The organism is Streptomyces sp. DT224 (assembly GCF_049844595.1).
Classification (GTDB): Bacteria; Actinomycetota; Actinomycetes; order Streptomycetales; family Streptomycetaceae; genus Streptomyces.
In genome coordinates this window covers 161,797-178,114 of the sequence record NZ_JBNCLI010000010.1, presented here as the reverse complement: position 1 = coordinate 178,114, position 16,318 = coordinate 161,797, and the positions used below count along the sequence as shown (strand labels likewise).

Here is a 16,318-nt window from a genome sequence, read left to right as displayed (position 1 = left end):
GGGCCAAGCGGGTGACCGCACGCTGGGGTACCGCCCGCGGCCTGCTGCTCGCCACCACCGTCACGGCGCCCTTCGGCCTGCTGATCCCGCTGGGCGGCAAGGGCTGGACGCTCGCCGCGCTCGTGGCGGGCAACGCCCTGCTCGCCCTCGGCGTGGTGCTCGCCAACGTGATCCAGGGCGCCTTCCGCCAGCAGTACTGCCCGCCGCGGCTCCTCGGCCGCGTCACGGCGTGCATCTCGGTGGCGAGTTTCGGCGCCATCCCGTTCGGCTCCCTGCTCGGCGGTGTGCTCGGCACGGCACTCGGACTGCGGCCGACGCTGTGGCTCCTGACCGCAGGAATCGCCGTCACCCCGCTGCTGCTCCTGGCCGGCCCGCTGCGCACGCGACGCGACCTGCCTACGGTGCCGGGGGAGGCGTGACAGCGGCCCGGTTTCCGCCCCCTCACCCCCGCAGCCGCACCGGCAGCTTCCGCACACTGTTCCCCACGAACGAGCGATGGCGCGGCAACTCCGCCTCCGCAACCGCGAGGTCCAGCGCCGGAAAGCGGGTGAAGAGCTGTTCCAGGGCCGTGGTGGCCTCCAGCCGGGCCAGGAGCGCGCCCATGCAGTAGTGGGCGCCGTGGCCCAGTGAGAGGTGGCGGGACCTACCGGTGCGGGTGATGTCGAAGCGGGCCGCGTCCGGGCCGTGGGCCTTCGTGTCGCGGCCGGCGGCGGAGTAGCCCGCGAGGACCGGGGTGCCCCGGGGAATCACGGTGCCGTCCAGGGTGAGGTCGCGGGTCGGGTAGCGGAAGGGGAAGTAGCTGACCGGGCTGTCCCAGCGCAGGGTCTCCTCCACGACGTCGGCCCAGCTCGCCGCGCCGGAGAGCACCAGGTCGAGCTGGTCCCGGTGGGTGCACAGGGCGCGTACGGCGTTGGTGATCAGGTTCAGCGTCGTCTCGTGCCCCGCGACGACGGTCAGCATCAGGGTGCCGATCAGCTCCTGAGGACTGAACAGGTCGCCGTCCTCCTCACGGGCCGCGATCATCGCGCTGGTGAGGTCGTCCCCCGGATCGGCGGCCTTGGCGGCTACGACCGCACTCAGGGTCTCCGCCGTCTCACGGTTGGCCGCCATCACCTCGGCCGGGCCGATGTCCGTGGCCACGAGCCGGCTGGAGAGGTGGTGCAGCCGGTCGTGGTGGGCCTCGTCCACGCCCAGCAGTTCGCAGATGACGCCCATGGGCAGCGGCAGCGCGAAGTGGGCGCGCAGATCGGCGGTGCCGTCGTCGGTGGCGGCCGCCTCCAGGCCGTCCAGCAGAAGGAACGCCAGCTCCTGCACGAACGGACGCAGTTCCTCCACCCGGCGGGCCGTGAACGCCTTGCCCATCAGCGACCGCAGCCGCCGGTGGTCGGCGCCGTCCGCGGTCGTCATCCCCTGCACCGTGGCGAACGTCTTCAGTGGCCAGCCGTCGGGGATCTCCCCGGCCCGGAGCGCCGTGAAGTGCCGGGCGCTCTTGGCGACGTCGGGGTGCGCGAGGAACTCCTTCAGCGCGTCGTGACCCAGCACCGCCATTCCCCGTACCTCGCCGGGGAGGATCACCGGAGCGACCGCCCCCCGGGCCAGCAGCCGGGCGTTGGCCGCGTGCGGGCAGCCCCCGGCCGGGTCCGGGCGGTGCGGTCGATCGGCCTCGGGGTTCACCGGTGACGTGTTCAACGGGGCTCCAGGTCCTGGGCGGCACGGCGTGCGGGCGGGCCAGTGTGGCCAGCCTCGACGCCCCCGCGCAAGGGCCGGGCCGGGACGGGCTCAGTCCTTGTAGTCCGGCGCGATCCGCTCCACCAGGCGCAGCAGCGCGGCCCAGGCCAGGTCGTAGGCGTCGCGGTCCTCGAAGTCGGAGGAGGCGTCGCCCTCGCCGGTGAGTTGCTGGGCGGTGTACTCGGCCACCTGGTCTGAGGAGAGGACGAGTTCGGCGCCGCCGGCCTGGGCGGTGACCTGGATCTCGCACGCCTTCTCCAGGTAGAACATGCGCAGGAACGCCTGCTTGGCGCTGTCGCCGACGGTCAGGAGCCCGTGGTTGCGCGGGGTGGGCGCCGAGGTCGGTGACGAGGCGTTCCTGTTCGGCGAGGTTGAGGGCGACGCCCTCGTAGTCGTGGTAGCCGACGCGGTTGTGGAACTCCATCGACATCTGGTTCACGGGCAGCAGGCCCGCCTTCTGCGCGGCCACCGCGCAGCCTGCCCTGGTGTGCGTGTGCAGCACGACGTGGGCGTCGGTGCGCGCTTTGTGGATCGCGCTGTGGATCACGAAGCCCGCGGGGTTGACCGGGTGCGGGCTCGGTGGCGTAGGCGCGCAGCGAGGCTTCCGTGAGGAAGGCGGAGTGCGGGGAGACCAGGAGGCGCGGGTGGCTGCGCAGCCGGTCGTCGGCGGCGGGCGGCTCGACGGGGAACACGTCGAGTGCGGCGCCGGAGAGCCGGCCGCTGTCGAGGGCGTCCAGGACCGCGCCGGGGTCGATGAGGTCGCCGCGCGAGACGTTCACCAGGAGGGAGCCGGGCCGCATCCGGCCGAGCAGGCCGGCGTCGGCCATGCCCCGGGTCCGTGGCGTGGACGGGACGTGCAGCGACAGCACGTCGGCCGTCCCGGCCAAGGTGTCGAGGTCCAGGCGCTCGACCCCCGTGGGCCATTCGGTGGCGTTCGGGTCGTGGGCGGCGATCCGGCCGAAGAGCGGGGCGGCGATCCGGGCGAGGACCCGGGCGATGCGGCCGAGGCCGACGAGGCCGAGCGTCATCTCGCTCAGCCGCTTCGGGACCTCGGTGAGGTCGGTGCTCCAGCCGCCGGCCCGGACCACGGCGTCGGCCTGCGGCAGGCGCCGCGCGAGGGCGAGGATCTGGGCGAGGGCGTGGACGGCGACGTCCTCGGTGGCGGAGTCGGGCAGGTTGGCCACCCAGAGGCCGCGGCGCGCGGCCTCCGCCGTAGGCGGTTTCGCCTGTGCCTCGCAAGATGATACCGGGGCGGTATCATTCCTGTATGGCGATGACACTGCGGCTTCCCGACGACCTCGACGCGAAACTCACCGAGCGTGCCCGCAGAGAGGGCCGCAGCAAGCAGGAGCTTGCGATCGAGGCCATTCGGGAGGCCCAGGAGCGCTCCGAGCTGAAAGTGGACGACGTCCTGGCCGAGCTCGTGGTCAGCGACGCGGAGATCCTGGACTACCTCAAGTGAGCGAGGTCAGGTACGTCCGGCTCGACGAGGTTCTGGCCATCGCCCGCGCGGTCAACGGCACTGAGCACAGCGTGCGTGACATGGGGCTCCTGGTGTCCGCGATCGAGCGTCCCCGCACCGATGTGTTCGGGGCGGAGCTGTATCCCACGCCGCACGAGAAGGCGGCGGCGCTGTTGCATTCCGTTGCCCGGAATCACGCCCTGATCGACGGCAACAAGCGCACCGCCTGGCTGGCCATGCGTGTCTTCCTGCGGTTCAACGGTGGCGCCGTCATCGCCCCGCCGCCCGTCTCGGTGGCGGGCCCGTTCGTCGAGGACGTCGCGCAGGACCACCTCGACGTGCCGGTCGTGGCCAAGCGGTTGGCGGAGTGGTTCCCCCTGTCCTGACCCGGGCAGCGTCACCCCCGCAACGCCTCCGCGACGACCTGCACCAGATGCCGGCTGTCCAGGCCCGCCAGGTCCCGGACCTGGGTGCGGCAGGAGTAGCCGTCCGCGAGGATGCGGCGGTCCGGGTGGCCGGCCGCCCTGGCGAGGATTCCGTCCCGGGCGATCTGCGCGGAGACCTCGTAGTGGCCCTTCTCCATGCCGAAGTTCCCGGCCAGGCCGCAGCACCCCGACGAGACCTCGACGTCGCAGCCCATCGACCGGAGCAGCGAGCGGTCCGCCCCGTAGCCCATGACCGCGTAGTGGTGGCAGTGGGGCTGGACCAGGAGGCGTTCCGCCGCCTGCGGGGGCGTCCACTCGATCGAGGTGAGGAATTCGGCCACCGTTCTCACCGCGCCCGCGAGTTCCGCCGCCCGCGGGTCGTCCGGCAGGAGCTCCACCAGGTCCGAGCGGAGCGTCGCCGTGCAGCTCGGCTCGATGCCGATCACCGTACGGCCGGCCCGGACGTGGGGGAGCAGCAGGTCCACCGCGGACCGGAGCTTCGCCCTGGCGGCGGTCAGCTGGCCCGTGGAGATCAGGGTCAGGCCGCAGCAGGCGCCCGGGGCGGCGACCTGCACGTCGCAGCCGGCCGCGGTCAGGACCTCCACGGCGTCCCGGGGGATGTCCGGGGCGAGCGCGTCCGAGAAGGAGTCGACCCAGAGCACTACCTTGGGGCCGTCCGTCCCGGGCCGCGTCCGGGAAGCCCCGCTCCACCGGAACGGCCTCGCCGGCAGCGGCGGCAGTGAGCGGCGCGAGTCCGCGCCCATCAGGCGCATCATCGTCCGCCGGAGCACCGGCACCCGGCCGGCCAGGTTGACCAGGGGTGCCAGGGGAGCGAGGAGTCGCAGCCACTGCGGGAGCCGCCCCAGGGTGTAGTGGCTCAGCGGGCGGCGACGGCCCTGGTACGTCCGGTGCAGGGTCTCCGACTTGAACGTGGCCATGTCGATCCCCGTGGGGCAGTCGCGGGCACACGCCTTGCAGCTCAGGCACAGGTCCAGGGCCTCATGGACCTCCGGGGAGCTCCAGCCCTCCGTGACGAAGCCGCCGTTCAGCATCTCCTGGAGCGCCCTCGCCCGCCCCCGCGTGGAGTCCTTCTCGTCGCGGGTGGCCGTGTACGAGGGGCACATGAAGCCGCCCTCGCCGCGCAGGTCCGCCCGGCACTTGCCGACCCCGACGCACCGGTGCACGGCGTCCGTGACGTCCCCGCCGTCGGAGGCGAAGGCGAAGCCGTCGGCCGCCCGCAGCCGGCGCGCCCCGGGCCGCCTGAGGTCCGCGTCCAGCGGCGCGGGGCGGACGACGACGCCGGGGTTCATGACGTCGTCCGGGTCCAGGAGCGCCTTGAACGCCTCCATCGCGCGCAGCGCCTCGGGGCCGTACATCGCCGGCAGCAGCTCGGAGCGGGCGCGGCCGTCGCCGTGTTCACCGGAGAGCGATCCGCCGTGCTCGGCGGCCAGGGCGGCGGCGCGTTCGAGGAAGTCGCGCATGGGCGCGCCCCCGGCGTCGAGGGGGAAGTCGATGCGGGCATGGACGCACCCGTCGCCGAAGTGGCCGTAGGCCAGGCCGGAGAGCCCCTTCTCGGCCATCAGCGCCTGGAGCCCGCGCAGATAGTCCCCGAGCCGTTCCGGCGGCACGGCCGAGTCCTCCCAGCCCGGCCACGCCTGCTTGCCGTCGGCGGTGCGTCCGGCCAGACCGGCCCCGTCGGCGCGGATCTGCCAGAGCCGGACCGCCTCGGGGCCCGCGGGCAGGACGACGCTGTCGGCGGCGGTCGAGGCCGCGACGAGCGCGCGCGCCGCCTCGACCGCCTCCCGCGAGGTCGCCCCGCCGACCTCGGCGATCAGCCAGCCGCCGCCCGCGGGCAGCGTGGGGACGGCGCCGTCGCCGTGTGCCCGGCGGACCACGTCCACGAGCTGCGCGTCCAGTCCCTCCAGTGCGAGCGGGCCGAACGGCAGCAGGCCCGGCACGTCGTCGGCGGCCGTCGCCATGTCCGCGTAACCCAGGACCGCGAGCGCCGGCGCGGGCGCCTGCGGGACGAGCCGCACCACGGCTTCGAGGAGGACGCCGCAGCTGCCCTCCGTGCCGGTCAGCGCGGCCGCCAGATTGCGCCCGTTCTCCGGCAGCAGGTGTTCCAGCGAGTAGCCGGAGATCTGCCGTCCGAACCGCCCGAACCCGGTGCGCAGGACCGCCAGGTTCTCCGCGACGAACGCGTCCAGCCCCGGCACCGCCGCGAGCGCCTCCGGCCCGGAGCCCGCCGTGACCACCTCGCCGCTGCCCGTCAGCCAGGTCATCGACACGACGTTGTCGGCCGTACGCCCGTACGAGAGGCCGTGCGGCCCGCACGCGTTGTTGCCGACCATCCCGCCGATCGTGCAGCGCGTGGCCGTCGAGGGGTCGGGCCCGAACCTCAGCCCGTGCGGCAGGGCCTCCCTCTGCAGCGTGCTCAGGACCGCGCCCGGCTCGACCACGGCCGTCGAGGTGACGGGGTCGACGGACAGCACGCGGTTCATCGAGCGCGAGAAGTCGATCACCAGCCCCGGCCCCACCGCGTTCCCGGCGCAGGAGGTCCCGCCGCCCCTGACGGTGACCGGGACCCGGTGCTCACGGGCGATCCCGACCGCGGTCACCACGTCGTCCTTCGTCCGGGGCGTGAGCACGGCCCCGGGGACGATCCGGTAGTTCGACGCGTCGGTCGAGTAGACCGCCCGGGTCGTCGCCGAGGCGTCGACGAGATCGCCCAGCTTCCCGCGCAGGGCGTCGAGAAAAGCCCCGGTGAGGGGCTTGGCGGCGTCTGCGGTGGTGGCGTCCATCGAGTGCTGCTCCAGGGGGAGGGCCGGCGGTACGGGCACGCATCCCGTGCCCCCGTAGCCTCTCAGCGGTACGCCTGCGGCCGTCGCACCGCCGCTCCGGAGTGCCGGACCACCGACGGGGCGTCAATCACTGCTGGTAGAAGGCGGGTTGCCGCTGACCAGGCCTGTAATGGCCGAGTAACGGCCCGCTCCTACGGTTCGCGCACCCCGTATGTACCCTCACTCGGAGGAGTGCTCGATGCCCCAGCCCCAACCGTCCAGGCGCAGATCCGCCGTATGGACGGTGGCCTCGCTCGCCGCGGCTGCCCTGCTCACCACCCCGCTGCCGGCCCTGGCGGCGGACTCCCCGTCCTCCTCCGCCACCGCTTCGGCGAAGATCGACTCCGCGCTCGCGCGCGCGGTGCGCGACGGCGGGGACACCACCTTCTTCGTGGTCCTGAAGGACCAGGCCGACCTGTCCGGCGCGAAGAAGCAGAAGACGCACGCGAAGAAGGCCACGGCCGCCTACCGCGAGCTGCGTGCGCACGCCGAGTCCAGCCAGAAGTCGCTCAACGCCTTCCTCGACAAGAAGAAGGTCGGCCACCAGGACTTCTGGATCGCCAACGCGGTCAAGGTCACCGGCGGCCAGGACCTCGTCAAGGAGCTTGCCAAGCGCTCGGACGTGGCGTCGGTCGTGAAGCGGCAGTCGTTCCAGCTGGACGGCATCGAGACCTCCGACAAGAAGGTCACCGCCTCGCGCGCCGCCGCGCTCGGCACCGACTCGGCCGCCGACGGCACCGACGCCCCGGCGTGGGGCGTCGCCGACATCAAGGCCGACCAGGTCTGGGACCAGTACCAGGACCGCGGCGAGGGCATCGTCGTCGCCAACGTCGACTCGGGCGTCCAGTACGACCACCCCGACCTCGTCGCCAACTACCGCGGCAACAACGGCGACGGCACCTTCTCGCACGACTACAACTTCTACGACGCGAGCGGGCAGTGCCCCACGACCGCGCCGTGCGACAACAACGGCCACGGCACCCACACGATGGGCACCATGGTCGCCAAGAACGGCCTGGGTGTCGCACCGAACGCCAAGTGGATCGCCGCCAAGGGCTGCGCCTCCGACATCTGCTACGACGACGAGCTGCTCGAAGCCGGCCAGTGGATTCTCGCCCCGACCGACCACAACGGCCAGAACCCGCGCCCGGACCTGGCCCCGAACATCGTGAACAACTCCTGGGGCAACAAGGACACCAGCACCCCGTTCTACGAGGACATCCTGGCGGCCTGGAACGCCGCGGGCATCTTCGAGGCGTTCGCGGCCGGCAACGACGGTGACGGCGTCACCTGCTCGACCACCCACCCGCCGGGCTCGCAGGCCGATTCCTACGGTGTCGGCGCCTACGACTCGACCGGCAAGATCGCCAACTTCTCCGGCTTCGGCCCCTCGCCGACCGACGGCAGCGAAAAGCCGAACATCTCCGCACCCGGCGTCCAGATCCCGTCGACCTGGCCGGGCAACGCGTACAACACCATCAACGGCACGTCGATGGCGACCCCGCACGTCGCGGGCGCGGTCGCGCTCCTGTGGTCGGCGGCCCCCTCGCTCATCGGCAAGATCGAGGAAACCCGCAACCTCCTCAACGAGGGCGCGCGCGACGTCGACGACACCCACTGCGGCGGCACCGCCGGCATGAACTACGTGTGGGGCAACGGCAAGCTCGACATCCTCGCCTCCGTCGAGAAGGCCCCGCACACCGCGGCCGTCGTCAGCGGCAAGGCCACCGACAAGGCGACCGGCGCGGCGCTTGCGGGCATCACCGTGAAGTCCACCGACTCGGCCGGCGCGGTCCGTACGGTCACCACCGGCCCGGACGGCACCTACCGTCTGCCGCTGGCCGCCGGCACGTACTCCTTCGCGTTCAGCGGCTACGGCTACGCGAACGGCTCGGCCGCCGGCGTCACCCTGGCCGAGAGCCAGGCGTTCACCCAGGACATCGCGCTGACCGCGGTGCCCGCCCACGTGGTGTCCGGCATCGTCCGTGACGTCACCGGCAAGCCGCTGCCCGGCGCCACGGTCGAGCTGAACGGCACGCCGCTGCCCGCCGCGACCACCAACGCCAACGGCACGTACACCTTCAAGAAGGTCGCCGAGGGCTCCTACGCCCTGGCCGTGAAGCCCGCCGCACCGGTCCTGTGCAACGGTGTCTACACCGGTACCGCCGCCGTCGGCGCCGCCGACCTGACGAAGAACGTGCAGGTCCCCAACCGCACGGACCACTCCGGCAACGTCTGCGCCCCGGCCGCCTACTCCTGGATCGCGGGTTCCAAGAAGGTCGCCCTGTCGGGTGACGAGGACTCCGCCACGGTCTCGCTGCCCTTCCCGGTCAAGCACTACGGCGTCTCGTACTCCACCGCCTCGGTCACCACCGACGGTCTGATCAACTTCCTGTCCTCGCGCGTCGGCGACTACCACAACACCGCCCTGCCGACGGCCGGCGTCAACGGGGTGAAGGGCATCGTCGCCCCGCTGTGGGACGACCTGACGCTCGACAAGAAGTCCTCCGTGCAGACGGCCACCACCGGCACCAGGGGCAGCCGGAAGTTCGCCATCGTGTGGAACAACGCCGCCTACGCCGACGGCACTTCGGGCCGCGCCACCTTCGAGGCCGTCTTCGACGAGTCCACGGGCGGGGTGACCCTCCAGTACCAGTCGGTCGCCGACCAGGGCGCGGGCGCGACCATCGGCCTCGCGGACCAGGCGGGCACCGACGCCTTCCAGTACGCGTACAACCAGCCCGTGATCGCCGCCGGCACCGCCGTCGGCTTCACCCAGGGAGCGAAGTCATGAGAGCCCAGCACTCCCGGCGGGCGCTTCAGCTCGCCGCCGGCCTCGTCGCGGCGGGCCTGTGCCTGACCGCGGCCCCGCAGGCCCTCGCCGCCGACGGCGGCAGCGACGCGCCGATGAAGCTGACCAGCGCCGAAGCGAAGAAGCTCGCGGCCGACGTCACGCTCGACCCGTACGTCAGGGCCGAGGACACCACCGGCACGCGGAAGGACGCCCCGGCCGCTTCCGCGACGACGCACGCCACGACCCCTTCCGCGACGACGGACGCCACGGACACCGACGCCGCCCCGGACACCAAGGTCACCATGACCGCGAAGTCCACCCTGGAAGGCGTGCGCGGCCTGGGCGCCACGGTGCCGGCCGGCAAAATGGGCGACTACTTCAGCGTCAACGCGATGGGCAACGTCCAGCTCCACGCGGCCGACGGCAGCGAGACCTGGGCCCGCACCAGCAGCTCGTTCTACACGGACTGGCAGGTCAAGCCGCTCCAGGTGTGGCGCGTCGAGCCGTACCCGCCCCAGATCCTCATGGGCTACAACGCGGTCTCGCCGTTCTCGCCGAACTCGGAGTCCGGCTACTCCGCCGGTGACCTGACCGGCGACGGAGTCCCGGACCTGGTGTTCTCGGCACTGGTCGGCGCGACCCCGTACCCGCGCGCCTTCACTTCCCCGGGCTCCGACCTGAGCACCGGCACCTTCGTGACGGTCCTCGACGGGAAGACCGGCGCCACGGTCTGGTCGAAGCTGTACAACTACGCCGCCATGGTCAAGATCGTGGACGGCACCCTGCTGATCGCCGACGCGCCCCGGATGAGCCGCGACGCCAAGGTTCCGGCCGCCGCCACCGCCACCCTGACGGGCATCCGCTTCTCGGCGGGCGCGGACGGGAAGCTGAGCCCGGCGCAGACCTGGTCCTTCGACACCGAGGAAACCCGGTACACCAACTGGGGCGACATCCAGGACCTCGGCAAGGGCAAGGTCGCCGTCTCCTGGAACCTCGCCAAGGCCACCGGTGTCGAGGGACGCGGCCACACCGCCGTCCTCGACGCCGCCGACGGCTCGGTCACCTGGCGGACCGACAGCGTGCTCTACAGCCGCATCATGCGCCTGGACGCCGCCCGCAAGCGCCTCGTGGCCGTCGAGCAGGCGGACGTCAACGACGCCGTGCACTACGAGATCGCCGCGTACGACCTGAAGACGGGGCACCGCGCCACGCTGAGCGGCCGCGACAACGTGGTGCCCACCGCGCTGGCGGTCGGTGACCTCAAGGCGAAGGCGGGCGACGAGTACGCGGTCTCGGAGTCCTCGTTCGACGAGAACCTCGTCATCAACGCCAGCACCATCCGTGTCGTCAGCGGTGACAGCGCGGACAAGGTCCTCTGGTCGAACACGACCAAGCGGGATGCCGCGAACGGCCACGACGCGCCCAGCACCTGGGGGCTCGGGGTGATCGACGGCAAGCTGGTCGCCTCGGCGCAGGACGACCGGAAGATGAACGAGCCGGAGAACCGGGGCAGCCTGCGCTACGCGTCGCTGACCGTCTTCTCCGGCAAGGGCACGGTCGCCTGGCAGTCCAAGGGCGTCGCGGCCTCGCCGATGTTCCAGGACCTCTACACCGACGCCACGGGCTCCCACGTCCGGGTGATCGACCAGGGCCAGAACATCCGCACCTTCAAGCTGGGCACCGGCAAGGCGGAGAACGTCACGCCGCTCCAGGGCGACATCGCGTACGCCAAGGGCGCCGACCTGAACAAGGACGGCAGGACGGACGTCGTCATGGGCGGCTCCTCCAACGGCGTGTGGGCCTACTCGGGCCCGTCGCTGGTCAACGGCGGCAAGCCCGAGAAACTGTGGCAGGCCACCCTCCCCGGCGCGGTACACGACATCGAGACCGGTGACGTCAACGGCGACGGCAGGACCGAGATCGTGGTCGCCGCGGACACGGCAACGGTCGTCCTCAACGGCAGGACCGGCAAGACGCTCGCCACCATCGAGGCCGGCGAGGGCACGTTCGTGCGCTCGGTGCAGCTGGCCGACCTCGACGGCGACGGCGAACAGGACATAGTCGTCCCGACGGACGCGGTGCGCGCCTATGACGGTGACGGACACGCCATCTGGACGTACGACGCCCCGGCGGAGGCGGGCGAGGTGCGCTTCGGCGACGTGTCCGTCAACGACGGCCGGGTGTACGCCGCGTATGCCACCCTGAACGCCTACCAGCAGGCTTCACCGGTGACGACCGCGGTCGCGCTCAACGCCAAGAACGGCAAGGCCCGCTGGTCCGTCGCGCCGAAGGCGCCCGGTGGCGCGGTCGGCGGCATCCGCGGACTCGACCCGAACCAGGGTGTCTTCGCCTCCAAGGAGATCCCCTACGCGGGCGGGCACGCCGTGGCCTACGTGTGGGTGGTCAACGCGCCCATCAACTTCGACAGCACGCAGGCGATCAGCCCGCAGAACTACTTCGAGATCCGCGACGGCCGCACCGGTGAGGTGCTGCACACCCTGATGTCGGGCGGTCTGTGGACGCACAACGGCTTCTTCGCCAAGGACGGAGCGCTGTACCAGGCCGGCACGGCGTCGATCCGCCGCTTCCGGGCGAACGGTGACGACACCGTGCAGCTCTTCCTGCCGCAGACGTACGGTCTCGGCTTCATGACGGGCCCGGGCGGGCGCGAACTCCTGATCGCCGGCGCGGAGTCCAGCATGCACGTCTTCGACCCGAGTGCCGTCGATTCCCCGAACTCCTGGGCCGAGGCCGTCGGCGGCATCGGCAGCCTCATGGGTGCCCGCAACTACTTCGCGGGCGACCTGGACGGCGACGGGGTCGACGAGGCGATCTCCCTGAACGGCGACGACGCCGGCCGGGACCGCGCGGCCGGCGAGTTCGGCGGCGGCTACTTCGTCACCGACAACGGCATCCACCAGGTCACTGCGTACAAGCTCAGCTGACCCGAACCGCCCTGCACGAGCCCCCGGGACGCGCCTCGTCCCGGGGGCCCTCGGCGTACGCCACACCCCGCGCGTACACGGATGGCGGGCCGGGACGAGCCGGCCCCGGGCGGCGTGCTCGCGGTGTCCCGCGGAAGCCGGCCGTGGTGGTTCCGGCGGCGCCGCGACCGCCCACCCGCCCCGGCGAACAGGCGACATGTCGCATGCTCGCCACCCGTACCTCCTATGCCTCCCCGCGACGCCGACCCGAGGATGTCCGGCAACGGGCCGCGCGGCCGCCTGAGCGGTCGCCCGGCCCGTCCCCGCGCTCCCGTTCGTCCGTCGCCCGGCAGCCGCTGCCGGGGCCGTACCTCGCCAGGAGGCCACGATGCGCACCGGTCCTGCCAGACGCAGCGGAGGGGCGGCGCGCGGCACCGCGCTCCTCGCCTCGGCGTGCGCCTTCGCGCTGCTGGGGCCCGTACTCCCCGGGCAGGCGGCCGGAGCGGAGCCCATCGCCGTCCGTACGGCCCCCGCCCCGCACCGCGCCACCGTCACCCTGGTCACCGGGGACACGGTCACCGTCACCACCGACACCGACGGGCGCGTCTCGGCCGACCCCGCGCCGGCCACGGGCACGGCCACCGCCTTCCGTACCGAGCAAGGGCCTTCGGGCGACACCTACGTCATCCCGGACAGCGCGGGGGAGGGGCTGGCCTCCGGGCGGCTCGACCGGGAGCTGTTCAACGTGACCCGGCTCGCCGCCGACAAGCAGGGGGCCTCCGGCAGCGACACCCTGCCGTTGATCGTGGACTACGCGGGCACCCCGGCCCGGTCCGTGCTCGCGGCGCGCGCCGGGGACGTCCCGGGCGTCACGCGCCGGACGCCGCTCACCTCGCTCGGCGCGGCGGCCGTGGACGTCGAGAAGGACGAGCTGCACGCGTTCTACCACGCGGTGCTGGAGGGGCCGGAGGCCGTGGTGCGGCCGGACCGCAGGGTGCGGGCGGCCCTGGACGTCAGCGTGCCGCAGATCGGCGCACCCGAGGTCTGGAAGAGCGGGTACGACGGCAGCGGGGTCCAGGTCGCCGTGCTGGACAGCGGAATCGACTTCAAGCACCCCGACTTCGAGGGCCGGGTCCTCGGCTCGAAGAGCTTCATCCCCGGCCAGCAGGTCCAGGACGGGCGTGGCCACGGCACCCACGTGGCGAGCACCGTGGCAGGCAGCGGAGCCGCGTCCGACGGGAAGTACAAGGGCGTCGCGCCGGGCGCCGGGCTCCTGATCGGGAAGGTGCTCGACAACACGGGCAACGGGGACGAGTCCACGGTCATCGCCGGCATGGAGTGGGCCGTCGCCCAGGGCGCCGACATCGTCTCCATGAGCCTCGGGGCGCCCACCGAAGAGGGCAGCGACCTGCTGAGCGAGGCCGTCGACGCGCTCAGCGAGTCCACCGGGGCGCTGTTCGTCATCGCGGCCGGCAACACCGGACCCGGCCGGTCCACCCTGGCCAGCCCCGGCACCGCGCGGACCGCGCTGACCGTCGGCGCCGTCGACGGCCGGGACCGCCTGGCCGCCTTCTCCGGGCGCGGGCCGACCGCCTCCGGCGCGCTCAAGCCGGAGATCACCGCGCCGGGCGTCGGAATCGTCGCCGCCCGGGCCGCCGGCACCCACATCGGCAAGGACGCCGGGGAGTACTACACCGCGCTGGACGGCACCTCCATGGCCACCCCGCACGTGGCCGGCGCGGCGGCCCTCCTCAAGCAGCAGCACCCGGGGTGGCGGGCGGCCCGGCTCAAGGACGCGCTGGTCTCCGCCGCGAAGACGGGGCCCGACGACGACGTCTACGAGCAGGGCGCCGGACGCGTCGCCGTGGACCGCGCCTCCGCCCAGTCGGTGACCGCGACCGGGACCGCCGACTTCGGGGAACTGCGCGACGAGCTGCGGACGGTGACCCGGGACGTCGTCTACACCAACGACGGCGACCACGAGGTCACCCTGAGCCTCGCCCTCGACCTGGGACGCGGGGCGGTGGTGCCCGAGGGCGGCGCGGCCCTCTCCGCCCGTACCGTCACTGTCCCGGCCCACGACAGCGCGGCCATCACCCTCACCGTCGATCCCACCCGTACCGGAACCGGCCGCTACGACGGCTACCTGACCGCCACCGCCGACGGGACCCACCTCACCACCGCCGTCGGCTGGACCGAGCAACCCCCCAGGCACACCGTCGACTTCACCTTCACCGGCCGCGACGGCCAGGCAGGCGGGCAGACCAACCTCCAGATCCTCAGCCTGGAGACCGGCGACGCCCAGCTGCAGAGCCTCACCTTCATGGGCGACGGCACCTGGCGGACCCGGCTGCCCGAGGGGCGCTACGCCCTGCAGGCCCTCGTCACCACCTACGACACCACCCGCATCCCGCTGGCCGTGGACACCTTCGCCGAACCGGAGCTCACCGTCGACGGCGACACCACCGTGGACATCGACGCCCGGCGGGCCCACGAGCTGACCGCCCGGGTGGACGGCGAGGACCGTCCGACGGAGCACGCCGCCCTGGGCGTCACCGCCCGCCGCACCCTGGACGACGGAGCCACCGCAGCGATCGGCGTCGCCAAGGGCCTCAGCGACAGCACCACCCGGTACGGCGCCATCGCCTCGCACACCACCGCCGAGCACGGCACCTTCGACCTCACCGCCGAGCACCGGCTGCGCGACCCGCTCGTCCGGGGCACCTGGGATGCGGGCCGGACGACCCACCGCCTCGACCTCCTCGCTCCGGACCTCGGACAGCGGTTCACCGGCGACCGCGAGCTGTCCGCCGTCGACGTGGGCACCGGCACCGAGGCCGACTACGCCGGCCTGGACCTGACCGGCAGGCTGGCCGTCGTCCGCACCAACGGATGGCTCGTGCCCGTCCTCGCCACCGCCGCCCGGCATCATGCCGCCGCCGTCCTGGCGATCCGCCCCACCGAGGGCGCAACCCTCGTCCAGGACGACGGCAACAGCACCGTCCCGGCCGTCGCCGTCAGCCACGAACAGGGCGCCGAACTCCTCGCCGCCCTCGCGAAGGGCCCCGTCACGGTCACCCTCGACGGCCGCGCCGACAGCCGGTTCACGTACACCGCCCCGTTCCACGCGGCCGGGGCCATCCCGGAGCGCACCGCCCTCACCGTCCGGACGGACCGGTTCGCCCGGCTCGTCAGCACCTTCCACGCGGACGGCGCATCCCGGTTCGCCGACGACGTCCTGACCGTTCGGCACCCGTGGGAGAGGGCCGCGTTCCGCGTCGCCGCCCGGCACCTCGCTCCCGGCATCCGTTCCGACTTCGTCTACGCCCCCGACAGCCAGTACGCGCAGACGGTCAGGGTGTCCGACCTGTCCGACACCGCGCTGGACGAGTACCCCGCGAGTCATCGCGCCGGTGAGACCGTGACCACCGACTGGGGCCGCGCGCCGCTGCATCCCACACTGCCGCGCCGCATCAGCTGTGCCCTCTGCCGCTCCGACATCGGTGCGAGCTTCCTGCTCGCCCCGTACGGCGACGGCGCCCCCTCCCACTACGGCACGGGCGTCTCCACGAGCACCTTCACCTATCGCCGCGACGGCCGGCCGGTGCCCGCCGCCCAGCTGTTCGTGCCGGAGGAGGCCGAGTACCGCATCGACCAGAGCGTCGTCCGCCGCACCAACGCCCTGGAAACCCTCGGAACCCGGACCGACACCACGTACACCTTCCGCTCGAAGGCACCGCAGGCCGGAGCCACCGCACCCGGCTGCGCCGAGGTCTACGGCCCGGACCACCCGTGCGCCGTCCTGCCGGTGATCCTCTTCGGCTACGACCTGGGCGTCGGCGGCGACAACACCGCCCGCGCCGGCCGGGCCCTCCCGGTGCGTGTCAGCACCCTGCGCCCCGACGGCTACGCGGGCCCGCGCGTCACAGGAATGCGGGTCGAGGCGTCGTACGACGACGGCACGACCTGGACCGATTCCGTACGGCCGCACGTGCGCGCCGATGGATCGGCCACCGCCGTCCTGCACCACCCACGCACCGGGGCGGAGTACGTCACGCTCCGGGTCACCGCCTGGGACGACGCCGGTAGCCGCACCCAGCAGACGATCACCCGGGCCTACGCACTGCGCCGCTGACCCGGGGCGC

General features: G+C 72.9%; 9 protein-coding genes and 2 pseudogenes. 6 read left to right on the top strand and 5 right to left on the bottom strand.

Going from position 1 to position 16,318, the window contains the following annotated elements:
- Positions 1–11: 11 nt before the first annotated feature.
- The gene (locus ACLQ2N_RS25255) at positions 12–419 is read left to right on the top strand and encodes a hypothetical protein (RefSeq protein ID WP_425816429.1); all 408 of its coding nucleotides are present in this window, start codon (positions 12–14) and stop codon (positions 417–419) included.
- Between the two features lie 22 nt (positions 420–441).
- On the opposite strand, the gene ACLQ2N_RS25250 is transcribed toward ACLQ2N_RS25255, so the two are convergent.
- The 4 genes and pseudogenes from ACLQ2N_RS25250 to ACLQ2N_RS25235 form a co-directional block, all read right to left on the bottom strand.
- Positions 442–1,689, bottom strand: a complete 1,248-nt coding sequence (locus tag ACLQ2N_RS25250; RefSeq protein ID WP_425816428.1) for a cytochrome P450 family protein — start codon at positions 1,687–1,689, stop codon at positions 442–444.
- Between the two features lie 90 nt (positions 1,690–1,779).
- On the bottom strand, positions 1,780–1,998 hold the full coding sequence (locus tag ACLQ2N_RS25245) for a hypothetical protein (RefSeq protein ID WP_425816427.1): 219 nt from the start codon (positions 1,996–1,998) through the stop codon (positions 1,780–1,782).
- Positions 1,999–2,122: 124 nt separating this feature from the next.
- A pseudogene (locus tag ACLQ2N_RS25240) lies at positions 2,123–2,275 on the bottom strand (class II aldolase/adducin family protein); the annotation flags it as partial.
- Positions 2,276–2,354: 79 nt separating this feature from the next.
- Positions 2,355–2,912 (bottom strand): annotated as a pseudogene (locus ACLQ2N_RS25235) (NAD(P)-dependent oxidoreductase); the annotation flags it as partial.
- A gap of 83 nt (positions 2,913–2,995) precedes the next feature.
- Here ACLQ2N_RS25235 and ACLQ2N_RS25230 point away from each other — a divergent pair.
- Positions 2,996–3,190 carry a ribbon-helix-helix protein, CopG family gene (locus ACLQ2N_RS25230; protein WP_425816426.1) on the top strand — a complete coding sequence of 65 codons (195 nt, stop codon included), beginning with the start codon at positions 2,996–2,998 and terminating at the stop codon, positions 3,188–3,190.
- Positions 3,187–3,576: a type II toxin-antitoxin system death-on-curing family toxin gene (locus ACLQ2N_RS25225; RefSeq protein WP_425816425.1), complete on the top strand. Its 390-nt coding sequence runs from the start codon at positions 3,187–3,189 to the stop codon at positions 3,574–3,576. Before ACLQ2N_RS25230 ends, ACLQ2N_RS25225 begins: the two co-directional genes overlap by 4 nt.
- Positions 3,577–3,587: 11 nt before the next feature.
- On the opposite strand, the gene ACLQ2N_RS25220 is transcribed toward ACLQ2N_RS25225, so the two are convergent.
- Positions 3,588–6,416, bottom strand: a complete 2,829-nt coding sequence (locus tag ACLQ2N_RS25220) for an FAD-binding and (Fe-S)-binding domain-containing protein (RefSeq protein ID WP_425816578.1) — start codon at positions 6,414–6,416, stop codon at positions 3,588–3,590.
- Between the two features lie 238 nt (positions 6,417–6,654).
- Here ACLQ2N_RS25220 and ACLQ2N_RS25215 point away from each other — a divergent pair, with 238 nt between their 5' ends.
- The 3 genes from ACLQ2N_RS25215 (at position 6,655) to ACLQ2N_RS25205 (ending at position 16,308) form a co-directional block, all read left to right on the top strand.
- On the top strand, positions 6,655–9,249 hold the full coding sequence (locus ACLQ2N_RS25215) for a S8 family serine peptidase (protein ID WP_425816424.1): 2,595 nt from the start codon (positions 6,655–6,657) through the stop codon (positions 9,247–9,249).
- Positions 9,246–12,194, top strand: coding sequence for an FG-GAP repeat domain-containing protein (locus ACLQ2N_RS25210; protein ID WP_425816423.1), 2,949 nt, complete (start codon positions 9,246–9,248; stop codon positions 12,192–12,194). Before ACLQ2N_RS25215 ends, ACLQ2N_RS25210 begins: the two co-directional genes overlap by 4 nt.
- Before the next feature lie 367 nt (positions 12,195–12,561).
- Positions 12,562–16,308 (top strand): S8 family serine peptidase, encoded by a 3,747-nt coding sequence (locus ACLQ2N_RS25205; RefSeq protein WP_425816422.1) that lies wholly within the window; start codon positions 12,562–12,564, stop codon positions 16,306–16,308.
- Positions 16,309–16,318 lie beyond the last annotated feature (10 nt).